The following is a 17,846-nucleotide window of genomic DNA, read 5'->3' as shown; positions in this document are numbered from 1 at the left end:
ACCATGACGATTCAGCGGATGGACAACGTCGGCATCGTCGTCGACGACCTGGAGGCCGCCATCGCCTTCTTCACCGAACTCGGCATGGAATTAGAGGGCAGAGCGCAGATCGAGGGCCCCTGGGCGGACCGCACCGTCGGACTCGACGGCGTCCGCTGCGACATCGCGATGATGCGCACCCCAGACGGGCACGGACGTCTTGAGCTGGCAAAATACCACTCCCCCGCGCCGATCGGCGCCGGTCCGCACAACCCGCCGCACAACACGCCGGGCATGCATCGCGTCATGTTCGCCGTCGACGACATCGAGGACGTCGTTGCCCGTCTGCGCACTCACGGCGCCGAACTCGTCGGTGAGCTGGCCCGGTACGGGGACAGCTACCGGCTCTGCTACGTCCGCGGCCCCGCGGGGATCATCGTCGGGTTGGCCGAACAGCTCGGTTAGCGATGGCACGGGCACCGTTGCGCGAACGCGTGACCAGGCGTTCCCGCTTCCGACCGACCCGATCGGCGGATCCCCGATAGGATCACGCCTTGCCGATCACCACCCGCCGGCGGGGTCCCGGCGGGGTGCCCCGGGTTTCCTGGCAGGACACAGGGGGCACCACGCCGGTCGCGGGCGCTCCGGCCGCTCGGCCCGGAACGGTGTCCGGTCACTCCTGCACGGTGATGTTCACCTGCAGGGTCGAGCGGTCGGAGTCGCTCCCGGGCGTCGGCCGGGCGGACGTGTACCACTGGCCCACGCCGACCGCCAGCGCCGCGGCCGCGATCACCACTCCCAAGGCCGTGAGCAGGAGCATCCTCGTGTTCCGCCGGGCCTCCTCGGCGGCCGGACCGTTCTCGGCGGAGCAGCACTCCGCCCTCTTCCGGGCGCGTCGGCCCCGCGCCCCGTCCCGGTTGTCGGACACCTGTCCCTCTGCCTCTCCTCGCACGCGAGACCTGGGCCTTCTCCGCTGGGGCCGACGGGCCCCGTCCCCCCGCACCGTCAGTCCTTCGGCGGGAGCAGGATCATGGTGGGGCGCTCCTCGCCGTTCTGGTCCAGGCGCCGCCATGCCGTCACCCACCGCTGGAAGTCCTCCTCGGACCCTCCGCACGCGACCACGAACGCGTTGAGCACGGAGTACTTGGGGAGCTGGTCACCGCGCAGCGTCGCACAGAAGGCCGCCGCCGAGCAGAACTCCACCCGGCGGTTCATCTCCCGGAACGAGGGCTCCCCCGCCCACCGCCGGTAGCGGCGCATGGTCTCGATGAACTCGGCGGGGGTCGCGGCCAGGAGCGGGTCGGGCTTGAGGTCGTGGCCCGGAAGGTCCGGCACGGCCTGCGGCCGACGGCGCGCCCCGGCCGCGGAACCGTGGGAGGAGCGCTCGCCGACGACGAGCACCTCCACGCTGCGGCCGGTCCGGGTGCGGGGCTCCTCCGGGGGCGTCACGGAGACCACCGGGACCACGGGGACCTCGCCCCACAGCATTCCCTCGGCGTCCACGCGGATCCGGCGCGGCAGGGCGTCGGGAACGACTTCGTAGCCGTATTCGGGGCGGTAGCGGAACAGGGACTGCTGGGGGCCGCTCTCGGGCTGGCGCCGCTGGTTCATCGGCCGGCCTCCGCCCCGTGCGCGACGGGGGCGGTGCCCCCGGTCCGGCCGCAGGCGCACAATGTGCCTGTGGATGTGGTGCCCCTGTGAAAGATGAAGCGAATCATGGGCTCAACAACCCTTTCGTGAAGGATTTTCCTCTTCGACTGGACCGGAACACACCCGCTCATAGCGGAAAGAAATCGCGACAGATACCCCGGAGACGTCGCGATCGAGAGGTGGATGCCCGTGAGGTGTCGATGTGGGGAAAAGTACCTCAAGTCGAGGAGGAAGCGGCATGGGGGAGAACAGGGTATGCCCGATTGAGTGCCTAATATGAACCAATGAGTCTGATGCGCCCACACGTCGGAATCGCATTCCCAGGCGTTCAGAAACGTTCAGGAACGTTCACAGGTGAGATCTACTCGTTCGTAGGCTTTTAAACGCGGCACGTCGGGTACAAAACGCCATGCGCGGATCAGAACAAGTTTCTCAGTTCCGGTCACGCGCAAACCAGGTTATCGGAATTCTGAAACCTGGGAGGGCGACTCGACTGGACACCGGGGAGCGAGGAGTGGAGACCTTCGCGCCCCGTTCGAGAAGGTGCCCCCTGCGCCGCCTCCGGTAGGTCCCCCCGAGCTACCGGAGGCGGCCCGAACCCCCGGCGACCACCGTCCCGGCGTCGTCCGGCCCGCGAACGGCTTCGGCAGCCCCACACACCGGCGCGGCTCAACCCGGCTCCGGGCCGCCGTGGGTGCGTTCCAGCTCGGACCGCGCGGTGATGCCCAGCTTGGCGAACACGTTGCCGAGGTGGTGGCCCACGGTGCGGTGACTGATCCGCAGCTTCGCGGCGATCTCACGGTTCGTCATCCGCTGAGCGGCCAGCCGGGCGATCCTGTGCTCCTGGGCGGTGAGTCGGACGTCCTCTCCGGCGTCGGAGCTCCCCCGGCCGCCCGGGGGGCCGGTGAGGTCCCGTTCACGCCGCGCGCGCCGGCTCAGCGGCTCGGCCCCCAGGCGGTCGAACACCTCCAAGGCGCTCCCGAGGTGGACACGCGCGTCGGTCCGCCGACGGCCCCGCCGCAACCACTCGCCGTAGAACAGCTGGGTGCGGGCCCGCAGAAGAGGTTGCGATCGTGTGCCGTGCACGTCGAGCGCGGTTCGGAAGGCGTCCTCGGCACGGGGCCCGCCCAACAGTGCCTCGGCGGCGTGCGCGGAGGAGCACGCCCACGGCGCTCCGGTGCGCCGCGCCCAGGCGTGCAGCCGCCGCACCCGTTCCTCGGCGACGTCGAGCCGTCCCACGTGCACAGCGGCCTCGGCGGTGTCGAGCGCGGCCAGCAGCGCGAAGGTCGGGTGCATCGCGCCGTGTCCGGGGTCGGCCAGGCGCAGCAGGGTGTCCAGCGCTTCCCCGGGGCGCTCCTGGAACAGACTCGTCATGCCCTTGATCCAGTAGGACGCCGCGCTCACCGCACGGCTTCCCCGGGGGAGCGCGGTCCGTAGCACGCGGTCGGCGGCCTCGGCGGCCCGGTGCTCGTCACCGCGCACGGCGGCGAGCCAGCCCAGGCAGTTGCGGCAGTGGGCGGCGATCTGGTCGGCGCCCACGTCCTCCGCAAGCCGCAACCCTTCCTCGGCCGCGGACTCCGACTCCGCCCAGCGGCCGGCGAAGCCGTCCAGCGTCGCGGTATGGGCCAGGACGTCGGCGAGCCGGGCCGGTTCGAAACGCCGCCGCAGGTGCGGCGCTCGGCGGCGCAACGCGTCCCCCGTCGCCGTGTCGATGCCCCAGACCACAGCGAGAGGAGCAGGCGGAAGCAACCGCAGCGGCGTCCTCCGCGCCCGGGAGAGGGCGTCGGCGAAACCGGTCGCGTCGGCCGGCGCGGTGTCGGCGGCCGGGTCGTCGCTCCACCAGGCCAGGAGGACGGGCAGCCCGGCCCGCTCCTCGACGTCGAGTTCCAGCAGCGACTCCAGAGCCCCGGCCGCCAGATCGCTGCGTCCGGCCGCCCAGCCGGCGCGCATGGCCGTGGTGCCCAGCTCCAGCGCCGTACCCGGGTCCTCGACCAGCTCCATGTCGGTGGTCAGGTAGTGGTGGGCCAGTTCGGGGGCGCCGCGGGACGACTCGATGACACCCCGCAGTCCCAGGCTGCAGCGGGCGATGTGGGTCCCCGGGGCCAACCGCTCCGCATCGTCGAGCAGGCGCTCCGCGGTGGTCGCCCACCCGGCGTCCCAGGCGGCCCGTGCGGCTCCGGCGAGCCTCCGGGAGGCGTCGATCGGCGCCGGGGAGAGTTCGGCGGCCCGCCGCAGCGCCCGTGCCTCCGCCGCCATGGCACCGCGGAGCCGGGAGCGGGCAGCGGTCCGTTCGAGCAGCCCGGCGACGTCCTCGTCGTGGTCGTGTGCGGCGGAGGCGAGGTGCCAGGCGTGCTCGTCCGCCTCGTCCGGCAGCGCGGCGGCCAGGGCCTGGTGCGCCCGCCGCCTCGCCGCGGCACCGCAGCACTCGTAGACGGCTCTGCGCACGACGGGGTGGCGAAACCCCACTCGGTCGCCTCTCACGCGCAGCAGGCCCGCGTCCGCCGCCTCGTCCCAGGCGGTGTCGTCGATGCCGAAGGCGCGGCCGGCCCGCCGCACCACGATCAGGTCACCGTGGTCCTCGGCCGCCACGAGTACGGTGAGCAACCGCGCCGGGGGGCTCAGGACCTCGATCGCGGCACGGAAGGCGCGACACAGCCGCGGTCCGATGGGCGGCCGCAGTCGGCCGGGGAGGGGTTCGGCCTCGGCGGGGATCCAGTCGGACCCGACCGACTCCAGCAGCGCCAGGGGGTTGCCCCCCGCTTCCTCGACCGCCGCCCGCACCACGGCCTCGTCGGCGCGCGGGGCCACGGTCGCGTGAAGGTGCCGGGCGCTCTCCTCGGCCAGGCCCTCGACCCGCACGTCGGGGATGCCCTCCCACGGCCGGGCGGCCGGGTCTCCGTGGTCGGCCACCAGCACCACCACGGGATGTGCCGCCACACGCCGGACGAGGATTCCCAGGCACCGCGCGCTGGCTGCGTCGAGCCACTGCGCGTCGTCCAGCAAGACGAGGACGGGCCGCTCTTCGGCGATCGCGCAGAGCAGCGACAGCACGGCCGCCCCCACCGGGAGAGGGTTCGCCGACGCCGTACCCGCTTCGAGTGCGGTACGCAATGCCGCGCCCCTGTCCGTCGGCAGCGACCCCGTCCGCGCGGCCAACGGTCGCAGCAGCCCGTGCAGCCCGGCGAAGGGCAGGTCCGACTCCGACCGGGTGGCCCGGTGGCCGAGCCGGACGAAGTCCGCGGCCCGGTCGTGGGCGTAGCGCAGCAGGGTGGACTTGCCGATGCCCGGTTCGCCCCACAGCGCGAGGGCGCCGCCCCTACCGCCGCGTGCCCCCGAGAGAAGCCCGTCGAGGGCCGCGATCTCCTCCTGGCGGCCGATCGGCTCCGCCGTTGCCGGGAGAACCCCGGCTTCGGCGGTGTGCGTGTCGGAAAGCGGCGGTTTCATGGCGCTCGATCGGCGGTGAGGGGCTCGCGAGCGGCACCGGCGGGCGGGTGCGGTCCGTGTCCCGGCGAGTGTCCCCGGTTCATGGCGATTCCCGACAGATGGGATGCGTGTTCATGGTCCAAGACTGCCCAACAGCTCCCTTCAGCAACAAAACAGACATGACTCGGTCAGCAAAGATGACCCTCTCCGGTACCCTGCCCGCATGGCCAGATCCAGACCGACCGACACGTCCGCGGCTCCCTCCGCCCACGGTGGTGCGGCCGACGAATTCGAGTACATCGACGACGAGGTGTGCCGCAGCTTCCAGCGCTCGGTCGAGATCGTGGGCAAAAAGTGGACCGCCTCGGTGCTGCTGGCGTCCGTGCGGGGCGCCCGCAGGTTCGTCGAGTACCGCTCGTACGTTCCCGGCATCTCGAACCAGCTGCTGTCCCAGCGCCTGCGGGAACTGCAGGCCCACGGGCTGATCGACCGGACGGTCGTGCCGACCACCCCGGTGCAGATCCTGTACCGGCCCACCGAGCGCGGTGCCGGGCTGATGCGCGTCCTGCACCCGCTCGTCGAGTGGAGCATCGAGAACAACCGGGAGTGAGGGACCGTCACCGACGACCGGTGAGCCCCCACCCCCGGCCGTCCGGGACCGGGTGGCGGAGTCACCCGTGCGGCGGTGTGGGACCGTCCGCCCGGGATGTCGCTCCCTCCTCGGGAGCCGGTGCCGCTGAGCCGCTCTCGGATCGCCCGTGCTTGATGGCGGCCTCGACCGCGGTGCCGATACGGCGCAGCGCCGCGAGCTCCTGCGGCCCCAGGCCGTCGATCAGGTACTCGCGGACCGCCGCGACGTGCCCCGGCGCCGCCGCCACCACCGCCTCGTAACCGGCCTCGGTCAGTATCGCGTCGGTGCGCCGACCGGCCCCCGGGACCCGGGCCCGCGTGAGCAGTCCGCGTTTCTCCAGCCGCCCCGCCACATGCGACAACCGCGACAGCGACGCCGACGTGCGCGCGGCCAGCTCGCTCATGCGCAGGGTGCGCGCCGGCTGCTCGGAGAGCACCGAGAGCACCATGTACTCGAAGAAGGTCATCCGGGCCTCGCGCTGCATCCGCGCGTCCAGGGCGGCCGGCAGGCTGATCATGAGCGCGGAGTTGGCCAGCCACGCCGCCAACTCGTCGGGCTCCAGCCACCGCGTTCGCGCAGCCGAAGCGGGGGGCCGTCCCGCGTGGAGATCCTCGCCGGGCTCCGCCCCCTCGGTCGTCGGCCCCTGGGACGCGTCCCGGTCCGACCCGTGCTCCCCCGCCGTGATTCTCGCCATGACCCCATCCTAACCGCCGTTGTTGACGGATCAAGTTGAGTCACGTAGAACTTGATGCGTCAAGTTCGCACGGCCCGGAGCACACCGGCACAGGTGCGCCACCGCGGACCGGCGACCCCCTCCAGGAAGGACCACCGCATGCGGACCACATCGCTCGGCGGACTCCAGGTCTCGCGCATCGGCCTCGGCGTCATGGGAATGTCCGCGTTCTACACCGGAGCAGGCCGTGACGACGCCGCGTCGATCCGCACCGTCCAGCGGGCCGTGGACCTCGGCGCCACCCATCTGGACACCGCCGAGGCCTACGGGCCCTACGTCAACGAGGAACTCCTGGGCCGCGCGATCAGCGGCCGCCGCGACCAGGTCGTCGTCGCCACCAAGTTCGGCCTCGTCTCCCACACCGGCCGACCGGGCCCCGACAGCACCCCCGCCAACATCCGCGCGGCGGTGGAGGGCTCCCTGCGGCGTCTCGGAACCGACCGCATCGACCTGTACTACCAGCACCGCGTCGACCCCGGCACCCCCGTCGAGGACACGGTGGGCGCGCTGGGCGAACTGGTGGCCGCGGGCAAGGTGCGCCACATCGGCCTGTCGGAGGCGGCCTCGGCAACGATCCGCCGGGCCCACGCGGTCCACCCCGTGGCCGCCGTCCAGACGGAGTACTCGCTGTGGACCCGTGACGTCGAGGCCGACGTGCTGCCCGCTCTGCGGGAACTGGGGATCGGCCTGGTCCCCTATGCGCCTCTCGGGCACGGCTTCCTCACCGGCGGCATCCGCTCGCTGGACGGCCTGGACGCCAACGACTGGCGGCGTACCAACCCCCGGTTCACCGGCGGCAACCTCGCGCGCAACCTGCGCATCGTCGATGAGGTGAGCGGGGTCGCCGCGGAGGTCGGAGCCACGCCGGCGCAGGTCGCCCTCGCGTGGCTGCTCGCGCAGGGCGAAGGCATCGCTCCCATTCCGGGCACCAGGCGCGCCGACCGCCTCGAGGAGAACACCGCCGCCGACGGCCTGCGGCTCACCGGCGCCCAGATCACCCGGTTGAACGAACTGGCGCCGGCCTCCGGCGAGCGCCACGCCGCCGCCGACATGGCCGCCGTCGACCGCTGAGAAGGCGGCGGGGCGCGTACCGCCCCGCGCGCCCGCCGACCGAACCGGTCGGCTCCCGGGCGGTGGCGCGACGCCTCCGGGACGGCCCCACCACTTCCGCGCCCCGACAGCGGACCGGACCTACGGACCAGCCGTACGCCGGCCGCTCATCAAGAACGGAACCGCACATCATGTCGAACAGCCCGATCCGTGTCGGCGTCATCGGCGCCGACACCGAGGCGAGTTGGGCGGGGGCGTCGCACGTCCCCGCCCTGGCGGCGCAGCCGGAGTTCAGGTTGGCGGCCGTGGCGACCCGGCGCGAGGAGAGTGCGCGCCGCGCTGCCGAGGTGTTCGGCGCCGAACGCTGGTTCGCCGATCCCTTCGAACTGATCTGCGACCCCTCCGTCGATCTCGTCACCGTGGCCGTCAAGGTCCCGGCCCACCGCGAACTCGTGCTGGCGGCACTCGCGGCGGGCAAGGCCGTGTACTCGGAGTCCCCGCTGGGCGCGACCACCGCGCAGACCGAGGAGATGGCCGCGGCGGCGGGCCGACTGCACACGGCGATCGGCCTGCAGGGGCGGCACAACCCCTCGGTGCGCCGCGCCGGGCAGATCGTGGCGGAGGGCCGGCTGGGGCGACTGCTCTCGGCACGGGTCGCCGCGACGACGTTCGGCAACGGCCCGGAGTCGGTGAGCGCCTACGCGTACTTCGACAAGGCGGCGGCGGGAGCCGGCTTCCTGACCATCGCGGTGGGCCACGTGCTCGACGTGGTCGAGGCGGTCCTCGGGCGCGTCACCGAGATCGACGCGCGCACCGAACTCCTGTGGCCACGGGTACGGCTGACCGACACCGGCGAGATGTCGGTCCGGGAGACACCGGACCACCTCGACGCCGTCGTCAAGACCGCCTCGGGGGCGCCGGTGGGGGTGCAGGTCCTGGCGGGCGTACCCGCGGCGGACGCCCGCTTCAGTCTGGAGGTCCGCGGAACGGACGGCTGGCTGGCGCTGACCGGCGACCATCCCGCGGGTGTTCAGGTCGGCGACCTCGCGCTGACCTCGAGCGCGGAGTTCACGGCGCCCGACGCCCCCGTCGCCACCGGCACCGGCCCGACCGCCGCGGAGGTCTGGACAGGAGCCTCCGTCAACGTGGGAGAGGTGTACGCCGCTCTGGCCCGCGACATCAGGAACGGGACGTACGACACCCCGGGATTCGCACACGCCGTCCACAACAGCCGACTGATCGCCCGGGTGGAACAGGCCGCGCGCACCGGCCTCCGGCAGCACCTGCGGCCGTGACCGATACGGCGACCGATTCGCGGACCCGAACGGCTGCCGTAGGTTCAGTCCCGCTCGAGGGTCTTTCGGCCCGCACCACACCGATTCCAGGAGTCGTCGATGAATGCTGTCCCCGATCGCTTCGGCGTCGGCGGGGCCCTGTGAGAGGGCAACGCCGTACGACCACACCCGCGCTGGCCGCCGTGATCGAGAAGCAGGACGGGCCGTTCGAGTTCCGCGACGTCGAGGTCGAGGAACCCCGGCCCGACGAGGTCCTGGTCCGGATGGTCGCGACCGGGATATGCGCGACCGACGCCCACGTGCGGGCCCAGCGGATGGCGACACCGCTGCCCGTGGTGCTGGGGCACGAGGGCGCGGGGATCGTCGAACGCACGGGCAGCGCCGTCACCTCCGTCGCACCCGGTGACCACGTCGTGCTCTCCTACCACTCGTGCGGTCGGTGCAAGCCGTGCGTCTCCGGGCACGCGGCCTACTGCGACGACGTCTGGGCGGCGAACTTCGCGGGGGCCCGCCTGGACGGGTCGAACGGGCTGCACACCGCCGGTGGGCCCGACACCGGTCCCGAACCCCGCGGACACTTCTTCGGGCAGTCCTCCTTCTCCACCTACGCCCTCACCCACCAGCGCAACACCATCAAGGTGCCCGCCGACCTGCCCCTCGAGGTCATGGCCCCGCTGGGCTGCGGTCTGCAGACGGGCGCCGGGGCCGTGCTCAAGGCCCTCGCCGTTCCGGTGGGCGCGTCCCTCGCCGTGTTCGGCGTGGGCGCCGTGGGCCTGGCTGCGGTCATGGCGGCGCGCGTCGCGGGTGCGGCCGTCATCGTGGCGGTCGACGTCGACGCCGACCGGCTCGCACTCGCGCGCGAACTGGGAGCGACCCACACCGTCGACCCCGGGCTGGTCGGGGACCTGGCAGCCGAGCTCCGCGCGGTCCAGGAGCGCGGCATGGAGTACGTCCTGGACACGAGCGGCCGGGCGGAGAACCTCGACGCGGGTGTCGGCGCGCTGGCGCCCATGGGGCGGTTCGGCTTCGTGGCCTTCCACGAGGGCGGGGGCGCGGTGGTCGACGCGGGCCGGCTCACGATGGGCCAGTCGCTGCAAGGCATCATCCAGGGCGACGCGGTCTCGCCGCTGCTGGTCGACGAACTCGCCGAACTCTACCGGGCGGGCCGGTTCCCGATCGACCGGCTGCTGTCCTTCTACGACTTCACCGACATCAACACCGCGTTCGACGACGCGGGCTCGGGTCGGATCACCAAGGCGGTCCTGCGGTTCACGTGACCGGAACAGCGCGGCCGGTCGTGCGCCGCGCCGAGGATCGCATGTTCCACAAGAGCGAAGAGCAAGGAAAGGTATTTCATCCATGTGCCCCAGCGGCCAGAAAACCATCACCGCCGACAGCGCCCCGGACTTCTACGGCATCGACCACTACGGTTTCCCCCGGGTCGGGGAGGACGACCCCTCCGACCCCAAGGGATATTACCCCCCGTATCTGCAGAGTGAGCGCTTCCAGAAGTACGGCTACCACGTGGAGGAACTGCGCGACGGCTTCTACTGGGTCACCAGCGCCGGTTACGACGCCGCGTTCGTGGTGACCGGCGAGGGCGTGGTCGCCATCGACGCGCCGCCGACGCTGGGCGAGAACATGCTGGCGGCGATCGAGGAGGTCACCGACCAACCGGTGACCCACGTGGTCTACAGCCACTGGCACGCCGACCACATCGGCGCGGCCTCCGTGTTCGGTCCCGACGTCGAGATCGTCGCCCACCGCATCACCAAGGAACTCCTGGAGCGGTTCCCCGACCCCAAGCGCCCGGTGCCGACGCGCACGTTCGAGAACGACTACGTCCTCGACGTGGGCGGCGTGGAGCTGCACCTGTCCTACAAGGGCGAGAACCACTGCCCGGGGAACATCTTCGTCTACGCCCCCCGGCAGAAGGTGCTCACCGCCGTGGACATCCTGAGCCCGGGCTCCGTGACGTTCATGCACTGCGACGCCTCGCAGAACATCTCCGGCTGGTACGAGGCGCACTCCCAGATCCTCGAGTACGACTTCGACTTCTTCGTCGGCGGGCACCACATGCACTACGGCACCCGTGAGCAGGTGGAGCTGTGTGTGGAGTACTTCGCCGACGTGCTCGAAGGGGCCACCGCGGCGGTCGAGCGGTTCAGCGGCTCCGACGTGCTGGTCGGCATCCTGGCCGGCGCCGGCCAGGACAGGGTCTTCGTCGGCACGGAGAACTGGATCAGTTCCATGGCGAACTACACCACCCGGCACGTCCTGGAGAAGCGGACCAGTAACGGGCAGCTGTGGTGGGAGCGCCTGGCGGGCGCCACCACCCAGACCAAGTACCACGCCTACACCGTGCTGGAGTCGATCCGGTTGGAACGGCCCCGCCCCGACTACCGCATGCGCGGGACCAACCCCCCGCCCTTCCAGACCTGACGCGGCCGTGCACGACAGGTGTGCGGTTGGACGCGAAGAAGCCCCGTCCTCCACAGGTGTGAAGGGCGGGCTTTCCCCTGAGCGGGTCGTCTTCCTGGGACGACGGGCCACGTCCCTCCTGCGCGAGGGGCCGGGTCACTCCGCCTCGGAAGGGGGCTCGTACCCGGGCGGAGGGTCGATCGGCTCCCCCTCCTCGTCGATGACCCCGGTGTCCAGGCACCACTCGCGTAGGACCGCCACCATTCCTTGAGGTGAAGCCTGGTCGGCCACCGCCTCCCGGGCCTCCGGGGTCGCCGTTGTCAGGAAATCGGCAGCCGTCCCGGCGTAGAGGTCGCCCAGCTCGGTCAAGGACGTGATGGTGCTGTCGACGTCCACACCGGGTTCCGCCGGCTCCACACCGGCGGCCACGTCCCACGACTCCGCGGCCATGCGCGCGTGCGTGCACGCCGAGATGGTGTCGATCTCCTGTTGCTCCAGGGCTTCCTGCGACAGGCCCTCGGGAGAGGGGGGGTCGAGGCGTCGGCGGTGGGAGAGGGTTCAGGGTCGGGGGCCGTGTCCTGTCCGCCGCACGCGGTGAGGGCGAGGGCGAGGAGTGCGGCCGGGGCGAGGAGGGGGCGCGGGAGGGTCATGGCCCCATCCTCACCGGGGAGGCCGGCGGGCGCAGGAGAACTCCGATTCCCGCCTCACCGGCGGGGGCGCGCCACTGTCCCGCCCCGGACGCGGCCCTGGCACGGGCGTTCCCTGCCGTGCGCGCCGGGGGGCGCCGGCACGCACGGCGGGTGTCCGGGCGGCGCCGGCCGCCGTGGCCGCCCGGGGGCCGAGGAGCGTCACAGCCCGCGCCGGGGGCCGCGGCGTCAGACCCGCCCTGGTCACGGCAGCGTGCGGCCCAGGAAGTCCCGCATGTGGCCGACCACGGTGTCCAGGTGGCTCTCGAGCAGGAAGTGGCCGCCTCCGGGCACCAGGTGGATCTCGGCGTCCGGCAGGTCCCGGGCGAAGGCGCGCGCACCGTCGGGGCCGAAGATGAGGTCCCCGGCCCCCCATACGGCCAGGAGTGGGACGCGGCTCTCCCGGAAGTACGTGTGCAGCCGCGGGTACAGGGGCCGGTTGGCGGCGTAGTCGCGGAAGAGGGCGAGCTGCGCGAGGTCGTTGCCGGGGCGGCTGATGTCGCGGTGGTCGGCCGTCCAGGTGTCGGGGTCGACCAGTTCCGGGCGGTCCACGCCGTGGAGGTACTGCCAGCGGACGGCGTCGGGCCCCAGTGCGGCGCGGACCGCCGGCTCCGTCCCGGGCCCCGGGTCCTCGGCGTAGGCCCACAGGGGCGCCCAGAACTGCGGGACGAAGCCCTCCTCATAGGCGTTGCCGCTCTGGGAGACCACCGCGGTGACCGCCTCCGGGGCGCGGAGCGCGAGCCGCCAGGCGATGGGGGCGCCGTAGTCCTGCACGTAGACGGCGTAGCGGTCGACGCCGATCTCGGCCAGGAGCGCCTCGGTGATGTCGGTGAGCGCGTCGAAGGTGTAGCCGAACGTGTCGGCCGGCGGGGTGTCGGAGTGGCCGAACCCGAGGTGGTCCGGGGCGATGACGCGGAACCGGTCGGCGAGCCGCGGGATCAGGTGGCGGAACATGCGCGAGCTGGTGGGGAAACCGTGCAGGAGCACCAGGGCCGGCGCCTCGCGGGGGCCGGCCTCCCGGTAGAAGACGCGGTGCCCTCGAACGGTGGCGTACTGGTGGCGGACCTCGACCATGACTAACCCTATCAATCCATTTTGGTGGTTATCGGCACCCACAGTGGACCCCATTCGAGGTAACCTGTCAAGTGAACCAAGAGGGTTAGGCAGGGAGGTGGGCGGTCGTGATCGACGAACAGGCGCTGCTGGAGGCGCTGAACAGCACCCCGGTGGTGGACGGCCGGCCGCGGGACCTGTGGGCCGATGACGCCGCGCTGCGGCGGTGGGCGCAGGAGCACGGCGGCCCGGACGAGGCGCCGTCGCTCGACTGGCTGCGGACGGCCAGGGACGCGGTCCAGGCCGCCACCCGCGGTCCCCTGCCCGAGACGGAGCTGCGGCGGATCCTCGCCGGCGCCCACCGGGTCCCCGAGGTCGGCCGGGAGGAGCTGCGGTGGCCTCTGCACGGGCCGCCCGAACGGAGGCTCGCGGTGGAGCTGGTGCTCGCCTGGTACGAGGTCCGGGCACGCAGGCCCGGCCGACTGCGCCCCTGCGGCAACGACGAGTGCCGCCTCTTCCTCCTGGACCGCAGCCGCGCCAACACCGCCCGCTGGTGCTCGATGAAGACCTGCGGCAACCGCCTGAAGGCCCGTCGCCACCAGGAGCGCGTCCGCCAGGATCCGGGGGCCTGAGAGACGAACGGGAGGGGCCGGTCGGACTACGCGCACTCCCCCGCCGGCCTGGCTCCCGACCGTCCGTCCGGGAGCCCGCGCAGGCCGGTCAGGGCCTGATGTCGTGAAAGGTGCGGCGCAGGTCGTCCACCCAGGCTTCGGGGTTCTCCCAGGGGATGAAGTGGCCGCCGTGGTCGTGGGCGTTGACGTTGACGTGGTTGAACCAGTCGCCCTGCGGGCCGTTCCTGAACGCCCGGACGCGTTCGGCGGCGGTGTGGACGCCGGGCGGGTTCTCGTAGGTGACGAGGGTGAGGCCGACCGGAGCCTGCACGACCGGGGTGCGGTCGTGGGAGGGCGTCCAGGGGTAGCGGTTGGCGTTGGCGTAGTAGCGCATCGACGTGGCGATGGAGTTGTTCGCCCAGTAGATCGTGGCGTGGGTGAGCAGGTCGTCCCTGGTGAAGACGGATTCGACGTCGCCGCCGTTGTCGCTCCAGGCGTTCCACCGCTCCAACAGCCAGGCGAGCAGTCCGGCGGGTGAGTCGCTCAGCCCGTGGGCGAGGGTGGCGCCGTCGAGCATGTGCACGGCGAGGTGGCTCGCCGAGCGGTGGTCCATCTCGACGATCCGGGCGCGGACATCGGCCGGCTGGTCGTCGGTGAGGGGCCGGTTGCGGGCGAAGTCCCAGGCTCGGGGGCCGTTGAAGAAGTCGAGCGGCAGCCCGGAGCCGATGTGGATGCCGTACAGCTCGTCGGCGTACTTGTGGCCGAGCTGGCTGGAGACGATCCCGCCGATGTCGCAGCCCCCGGCGGCGTACTTCGCGTACCCCAGGGTCCGGGTCATCAGGGTGTGCCAGAGGTCGGAGACCTTCCAGAAGTTGACGTCCGGAAAGCCGGTGAGCGGACCGGGGAAGCCGAAGCCGGGCAGGGAGGGCACGATGACGTCGAAGGCGTCCTCAGGGTCACCGCCGAACGCGGCCGGATCGGCGAGCGGACCGATCACCTTCGACCAGTGCCAGAACGTCCACGGCCAGCCGTGGGTGAGGATCAGCGGGATCGGCCGCGGGCCGCGGCCGGGCTTGCGCATGAAGTGCACCGGGACACCGGCGACGTCCACCCGGTAGTGCTCGTGGACGTTGATGGCGGCCTCGGCCTTGCGCCAGTCATAGCCGTCCCGCCAGTAGGCGACCAGCTCGCGGAGATAGCTGTCGGGAACGCCGTAGGACCAGTCCCCGTTCCCCTCGTCCAGCGGCGGGCGGGTCGAGGCGAGGCGGGCGCGCAGGTCGTCGAGGACCTCGTCGCCGACGTGGATCGGAACGGGCTTCAGGGGGAAGGCGGGCGGGGTGCTCATCGCGTGGTTCCTCACGGGGGTGTGCCGTCGGGCAGCGGGCCGGGACGGCCTCTCGCCAGGGCGCTCCGGCCGCCCGGCCCGTCGGCGGGCGGTCGAAGGGCGGCGGCACGGCGAGCGCCGGACGAAACAGGACGTTCCGGCGCGAAGGTGCGCCGCCAATCCAACCACGTCCGTGCCGCTCCGTGAGGGGACGCGACGACGGCCGCGCGCCCGCATGTCCGGCGAGGGGCTCCCATCAGGGTGGAAGCCCCTCTCCGCACGAGCCGAAGCCGGCGGGCCTAGGCGGCGGGGCCGCTCTCCCCTACGCGGCGGTACGTGTTGATCAGGACTCCGGACGGTGTCGACCGTGTGGCGGCCAGGGCCAGGCCGCGCGGGGCCGTGCCCTCGGCGAAGAGCCGCTTGCCCCTGCCCAGGACGAGCGGGAAGACCAGCAGGCGGTACTCGTCGACGAGGTCGTGCCCGACCAGCGTCCGGAGCAGGTCACCGCTGCCCAGCACCACGGTCTCCGCCTCCGTCTCGGCCTTGATCCGGCCGACCTCCGCCACCAGGTCTGCGCCGAGGAGGACGGAGTTGGCCCACCCGAGCTCCTCGAGGGTGCGTGAGGCGACGTACTTGGGCATCGCGTTCATCGCCGCAACGGCGGGATCGTCCATGTCCGCGTACGGCCAGGTTCCGGCGAAGATCTCGTACGTCCTGCGGCCGAGGAGCAGAGCGCCGGCTCCGGCCGTGGCCTCGCTCATGACCCGCTCCACGACGTCGTCGACGTAGGGCAGCACCCAGCCGCCCCCGTCGAACCCGCCCTCCCGGTCCTCGTCCGCGGAGAGGACCGACTGCATGACGCCGTCCAGCGACACGAACTCGACCACGACCAGTTGTCCCATGAGTTGCTCCCGTCGATCCGTCTGTATCCGTCTTTGTAGACCGGGCCCCGGACAGAAGGTCATCGGCGTTCGGGAGAGGGAGACGTCGACGGGCCCCGCCGACGCCGGCCGGCGGCCGTGCGCCCATGGCCGCCGTCGCCCCGTCAGACCCGCACGGGGTGCGGGTCGGAAGGGGTGAGCGCCGGTCCCGACCTGCGCGTGCGCAGCCACACCACTGCCGCGATCGCGGCGACGGTGACGCTCGGCACGAGAAGGACGGCCGACCCTGTGCCCACCGACCGGTCCGTGACAGCACTGCCGATGTCGGAGTGCAGAGCGGTGACGATGAGGAAGGTGAGCGTGTTGAGCAGGGCGTGGACGACGACGGCGATCTCGATGCCGCCGGTGCGCCAGGTGATGACGGCCAGGCTGACGGCGAGGGTGAAGTACCAGAGGTTGATCCACGGGTCGTCCGCGCCGTGGACGGTCGTGAACAGCAGGCTGGAGACGAGGACGCCGAGGACCAGCCCGGTGCGCGGTCCACGGCTCCAGCTCCCGGCGACCCGGAAGACGAGGCCGCGCAGCCCGTACTCCTCGCCGGCCGACTGCAGGGGCGTCAGCAGGAGGGTGCCGATCAGCACGCCGACCAGGTCGGCGACCGGCCAGTAGGTCTGCTCGATGGGCATCGAGACGTTCATGACGAACACGGCGACCAGCCAGGCGGGACCGATGAACAGCAGGGCCCGGCCGAACACGTCGAACCGGAAGCCCGAGACCACCGAGTGCAGCGAGGCGCCCCTCACCCCGTAGAGCCACCGCTGGAGGAGCATGCTCCACGGGATGAGCAGCGCGAGGGAGAGCATGCCCGCGGCGTGGTAGAGCGGTGTGTAGTCGGTGCCGCCCGCCGCCGGGTTGGTGTTGCCCATCCGCGTGTCCAGGAAGGTGGCGGCCTGGACGAAGGCGAAGCTGAAGACGAACAGCCCCGCCACCAGGAGCACGATCGCGAGGACGCCCCGACCGATGCGGCGCTTGTCCCCGGCGAGCACGCGGTGGTACTCCACGCCCGGCGGAACCGCCCGCGGACCGCGGCGCCCAGGGGTCGGCGCGGAGTGGGCGGGCTCCCCGGGCGGCGGGGGCGGCGGGGCCTGCCCCGCACCGCCGTCCCACGCCGTGCGGAACGGCTCGGCGGCCGGTCGCGAGGGTGGAAGGGGGGTGGAGAAGTCATCGTTGCGGTACATGCCACGAACGTATTTCGGGGTGCGCCCACAACCGAGTGCCACCGGTCACGGGATACCTCTGCGCTCCGCACGGGCCCGGGATGACAGATGTCATGCGCGGTCGCGGTGACCGGCGGAGCGGCCGGGTCCGCCGCCGTCGTGGCACCGGGTGCGGTCCCGGAACGCGACGCCGGTTCACGGGGTGCCGTGCGCGAGGCCGCGCGACCGTTGGCAGCCGCGAAGACGACAGTGGATGCGGTCTGGCGTCACCAGCGGGCGACAAGCCTCTCCTGCGTGCCCCGGTTGCGGTACAGCCAGGTGGCCCCCGACGCGACGGCCCCGGTCAGGTAGCCGAGGATGGGCTCCCGCTGTGTCGCGCTGTCCAGTTCGCCGAGCAGCTTCAGGGCGTCGGGCAGGGGGAAGAAGGCGGCGTGTTCGATGTCGTCGTCCTGCGGGGCGATGTCCCCCGACCACTCGTCGATCTCGAAGGCTGCGGCCACTGCGGAGGGGTGCTCCTCGGAGTCGATGTGCATGAGGAACGCGGTCCTCACCGGGTCGCCCACCAACAGCCCGGTCTCCTCCCGCAGCTCGCGGCGCAGGGCTTCGTGCATGAGCTCGCCGTCCTCGACCCCGCCGCCGGGCAGTGACCAGCGCATCTCGCCGCCGCTGCCGAGGCTCTCCCGCACGAGCAGGACCTCGTGGCCCTGGCGGACGATGCCGATGACCAGCTGCACCCGGGGCCTGGGGGCCTTCGCTTCCTCTGCTGTCATGCCGCAGACCGTACACGGGGCCGTTCGCCGGCGGCCGGGGCCGCCGTGGAGACGGTGCGGCCCCCGCCGGATTCGTTCCCGGCGTCCAGCCACCGGTCCAGGCCCTCTAACGCCCCGGCCTG

At 72.3% G+C, this 17,846-nt stretch carries 17 protein-coding genes; 7 read left to right on the top strand and 10 right to left on the bottom strand.

Annotated features, from left to right (window positions below; all coding sequences use genetic code 11):
• Positions 1–18 precede the first annotated feature (18 nt).
• Positions 19–444 (top strand): VOC family protein, encoded by a 426-nt coding sequence (locus ACFQBR_RS28085; protein WP_344178160.1) that lies wholly within the window; start codon positions 19–21, stop codon positions 442–444.
• Positions 445–652: 208 nt separating this feature from the next.
• Here ACFQBR_RS28085 and ACFQBR_RS28080 read toward each other — a convergent pair whose 3' ends face one another.
• The 3 genes from ACFQBR_RS28080 to ACFQBR_RS28070 all read right to left on the bottom strand — a co-directional run bounded on the left by ACFQBR_RS28080 (position 653) and on the right by ACFQBR_RS28070 (position 5,073).
• The gene (locus ACFQBR_RS28080; protein WP_344178076.1) at positions 653–907 is read right to left on the bottom strand and encodes a hypothetical protein; all 255 of its coding nucleotides are present in this window, start codon (positions 905–907) and stop codon (positions 653–655) included.
• Between the two features lie 77 nt (positions 908–984).
• Positions 985–1,590, bottom strand: a complete 606-nt coding sequence (locus tag ACFQBR_RS28075; protein ID WP_344178074.1) for a hypothetical protein — start codon at positions 1,588–1,590, stop codon at positions 985–987.
• A gap of 708 nt (positions 1,591–2,298) precedes the next feature.
• Positions 2,299–5,073, bottom strand: a complete 2,775-nt coding sequence (locus ACFQBR_RS28070; RefSeq protein WP_344178072.1) for an AAA family ATPase — start codon at positions 5,071–5,073, stop codon at positions 2,299–2,301.
• 202 nt (positions 5,074–5,275) lie between these two features.
• On the opposite strand from ACFQBR_RS28070, the gene ACFQBR_RS28065 reads away from it, so the two are divergent.
• On the top strand, positions 5,276–5,662 hold the full coding sequence (locus ACFQBR_RS28065; RefSeq protein WP_344178070.1) for a winged helix-turn-helix transcriptional regulator: 387 nt from the start codon (positions 5,276–5,278) through the stop codon (positions 5,660–5,662).
• Between the two features lie 61 nt (positions 5,663–5,723).
• Here ACFQBR_RS28065 and ACFQBR_RS28060 read toward each other — a convergent pair whose 3' ends face one another.
• Entirely contained in the window at positions 5,724–6,377 is a 654-nt protein-coding gene (locus tag ACFQBR_RS28060; RefSeq protein ID WP_344178068.1) for a MarR family winged helix-turn-helix transcriptional regulator, read from the bottom strand.
• 138 nt (positions 6,378–6,515) lie between these two features.
• Here ACFQBR_RS28060 and ACFQBR_RS28055 point away from each other — a divergent pair, with 138 nt between their 5' ends.
• The 4 genes from ACFQBR_RS28055 to ACFQBR_RS28040 all read left to right on the top strand — a co-directional run bounded on the left by ACFQBR_RS28055 (position 6,516) and on the right by ACFQBR_RS28040 (position 11,203).
• On the top strand, positions 6,516–7,487 hold the full coding sequence (locus ACFQBR_RS28055) for an aldo/keto reductase (RefSeq protein WP_344178066.1): 972 nt from the start codon (positions 6,516–6,518) through the stop codon (positions 7,485–7,487).
• A gap of 170 nt (positions 7,488–7,657) precedes the next feature.
• Positions 7,658–8,761, top strand: coding sequence for a Gfo/Idh/MocA family protein (locus ACFQBR_RS28050; RefSeq protein WP_344178064.1), 1,104 nt, complete (start codon positions 7,658–7,660; stop codon positions 8,759–8,761).
• Positions 8,762–8,943: 182 nt separating this feature from the next.
• The gene (locus tag ACFQBR_RS28045) at positions 8,944–10,038 is read left to right on the top strand and encodes an NAD(P)-dependent alcohol dehydrogenase (protein WP_344178062.1); all 1,095 of its coding nucleotides are present in this window, start codon (positions 8,944–8,946) and stop codon (positions 10,036–10,038) included.
• Positions 10,039–10,120: 82 nt separating this feature from the next.
• A complete protein-coding gene (locus ACFQBR_RS28040) occupies positions 10,121–11,203 on the top strand; it encodes an MBL fold metallo-hydrolase (protein WP_344178060.1) in 1,083 nt (360 codons plus the stop codon).
• A 135-nt stretch (positions 11,204–11,338) separates the two neighbouring features.
• On the opposite strand, the gene ACFQBR_RS28035 is transcribed toward ACFQBR_RS28040, so the two are convergent.
• Both ACFQBR_RS28035 and ACFQBR_RS28030 read right to left on the bottom strand, forming a co-directional pair.
• A complete protein-coding gene (locus tag ACFQBR_RS28035) occupies positions 11,339–11,632 on the bottom strand; it encodes a hypothetical protein (protein WP_344178057.1) in 294 nt (97 codons plus the stop codon).
• Positions 11,633–12,072: 440 nt separating this feature from the next.
• On the bottom strand, positions 12,073–12,942 hold the full coding sequence (locus tag ACFQBR_RS28030; RefSeq protein WP_344178055.1) for an alpha/beta fold hydrolase: 870 nt from the start codon (positions 12,940–12,942) through the stop codon (positions 12,073–12,075).
• 107 nt (positions 12,943–13,049) lie between these two features.
• On the opposite strand from ACFQBR_RS28030, the gene ACFQBR_RS28025 reads away from it, so the two are divergent.
• Positions 13,050–13,553 (top strand): CGNR zinc finger domain-containing protein, encoded by a 504-nt coding sequence (locus ACFQBR_RS28025; RefSeq protein WP_344178053.1) that lies wholly within the window; start codon positions 13,050–13,052, stop codon positions 13,551–13,553.
• An 88-nt stretch (positions 13,554–13,641) separates the two neighbouring features.
• Here ACFQBR_RS28025 and ACFQBR_RS28020 read toward each other — a convergent pair whose 3' ends face one another.
• The 4 genes from ACFQBR_RS28020 to ACFQBR_RS28005 form a co-directional block, all read right to left on the bottom strand.
• Positions 13,642–14,877 (bottom strand): epoxide hydrolase family protein, encoded by a 1,236-nt coding sequence (locus tag ACFQBR_RS28020; protein WP_344178051.1) that lies wholly within the window; start codon positions 14,875–14,877, stop codon positions 13,642–13,644.
• Positions 14,878–15,155: 278 nt separating this feature from the next.
• The gene (locus ACFQBR_RS28015; protein ID WP_344178048.1) at positions 15,156–15,758 is read right to left on the bottom strand and encodes a dihydrofolate reductase family protein; all 603 of its coding nucleotides are present in this window, start codon (positions 15,756–15,758) and stop codon (positions 15,156–15,158) included.
• Positions 15,759–15,901: 143 nt separating this feature from the next.
• Positions 15,902–16,975 carry a CPBP family intramembrane glutamic endopeptidase gene (locus ACFQBR_RS28010; RefSeq protein ID WP_344178046.1) on the bottom strand — a complete coding sequence of 358 codons (1,074 nt, stop codon included), beginning with the start codon at positions 16,973–16,975 and terminating at the stop codon, positions 15,902–15,904.
• 245 nt (positions 16,976–17,220) lie between these two features.
• Entirely contained in the window at positions 17,221–17,724 is a 504-nt protein-coding gene (locus tag ACFQBR_RS28005; protein ID WP_344178044.1) for an NUDIX hydrolase, read from the bottom strand.
• Positions 17,725–17,846 lie beyond the last annotated feature (122 nt).

The sequence above is a fragment of the Nocardiopsis tropica genome (genome assembly GCF_042660575.1).
GTDB lineage: Bacteria > Actinomycetota > Actinomycetes > Streptosporangiales > Streptosporangiaceae > Nocardiopsis > Nocardiopsis tropica.
This window is presented reverse-complemented; position numbering and strand designations above follow the sequence as displayed.

Bases quoted from the DNA above. Each gene is read 5' to 3' on its own strand.
- ACFQBR_RS28085 (WP_344178160.1), top strand. From the start codon at position 19: ATGGACAACGTCGGCATCGTCGTCGACGACCTGGAGGCCGCCATCGCC.
- ACFQBR_RS28075 (WP_344178074.1), bottom strand. From the start codon at position 1,590: ATGAACCAGCGGCGCCAGCCCGAGAGCGGCCCCCAGCAGTCCCTGTTC.
- ACFQBR_RS28070 (WP_344178072.1), bottom strand. From the start codon at position 5,073: ATGAAACCGCCGCTTTCCGACACGCACACCGCCGAAGCCGGGGTTCTC.
- ACFQBR_RS28065 (WP_344178070.1), top strand. From the start codon at position 5,276: ATGGCCAGATCCAGACCGACCGACACGTCCGCGGCTCCCTCCGCCCAC.
- ACFQBR_RS28060 (WP_344178068.1), bottom strand. From the start codon at position 6,377: ATGGCGAGAATCACGGCGGGGGAGCACGGGTCGGACCGGGACGCGTCC.
- ACFQBR_RS28055 (WP_344178066.1), top strand. From the start codon at position 6,516: ATGCGGACCACATCGCTCGGCGGACTCCAGGTCTCGCGCATCGGCCTC.
- ACFQBR_RS28050 (WP_344178064.1), top strand. From the start codon at position 7,658: ATGTCGAACAGCCCGATCCGTGTCGGCGTCATCGGCGCCGACACCGAG.
- ACFQBR_RS28040 (WP_344178060.1), top strand. From the start codon at position 10,121: ATGTGCCCCAGCGGCCAGAAAACCATCACCGCCGACAGCGCCCCGGAC.
- ACFQBR_RS28035 (WP_344178057.1), bottom strand. From the start codon at position 11,632: ATGGCCGCGGAGTCGTGGGACGTGGCCGCCGGTGTGGAGCCGGCGGAA.
- ACFQBR_RS28030 (WP_344178055.1), bottom strand. From the start codon at position 12,942: ATGGTCGAGGTCCGCCACCAGTACGCCACCGTTCGAGGGCACCGCGTC.
- ACFQBR_RS28020 (WP_344178051.1), bottom strand. From the start codon at position 14,877: ATGAGCACCCCGCCCGCCTTCCCCCTGAAGCCCGTTCCGATCCACGTC.
- ACFQBR_RS28015 (WP_344178048.1), bottom strand. From the start codon at position 15,758: ATGGGACAACTGGTCGTGGTCGAGTTCGTGTCGCTGGACGGCGTCATG.
- ACFQBR_RS28010 (WP_344178046.1), bottom strand. From the start codon at position 16,975: ATGTACCGCAACGATGACTTCTCCACCCCCCTTCCACCCTCGCGACCG.
- ACFQBR_RS28005 (WP_344178044.1), bottom strand. From the start codon at position 17,724: ATGACAGCAGAGGAAGCGAAGGCCCCCAGGCCCCGGGTGCAGCTGGTC.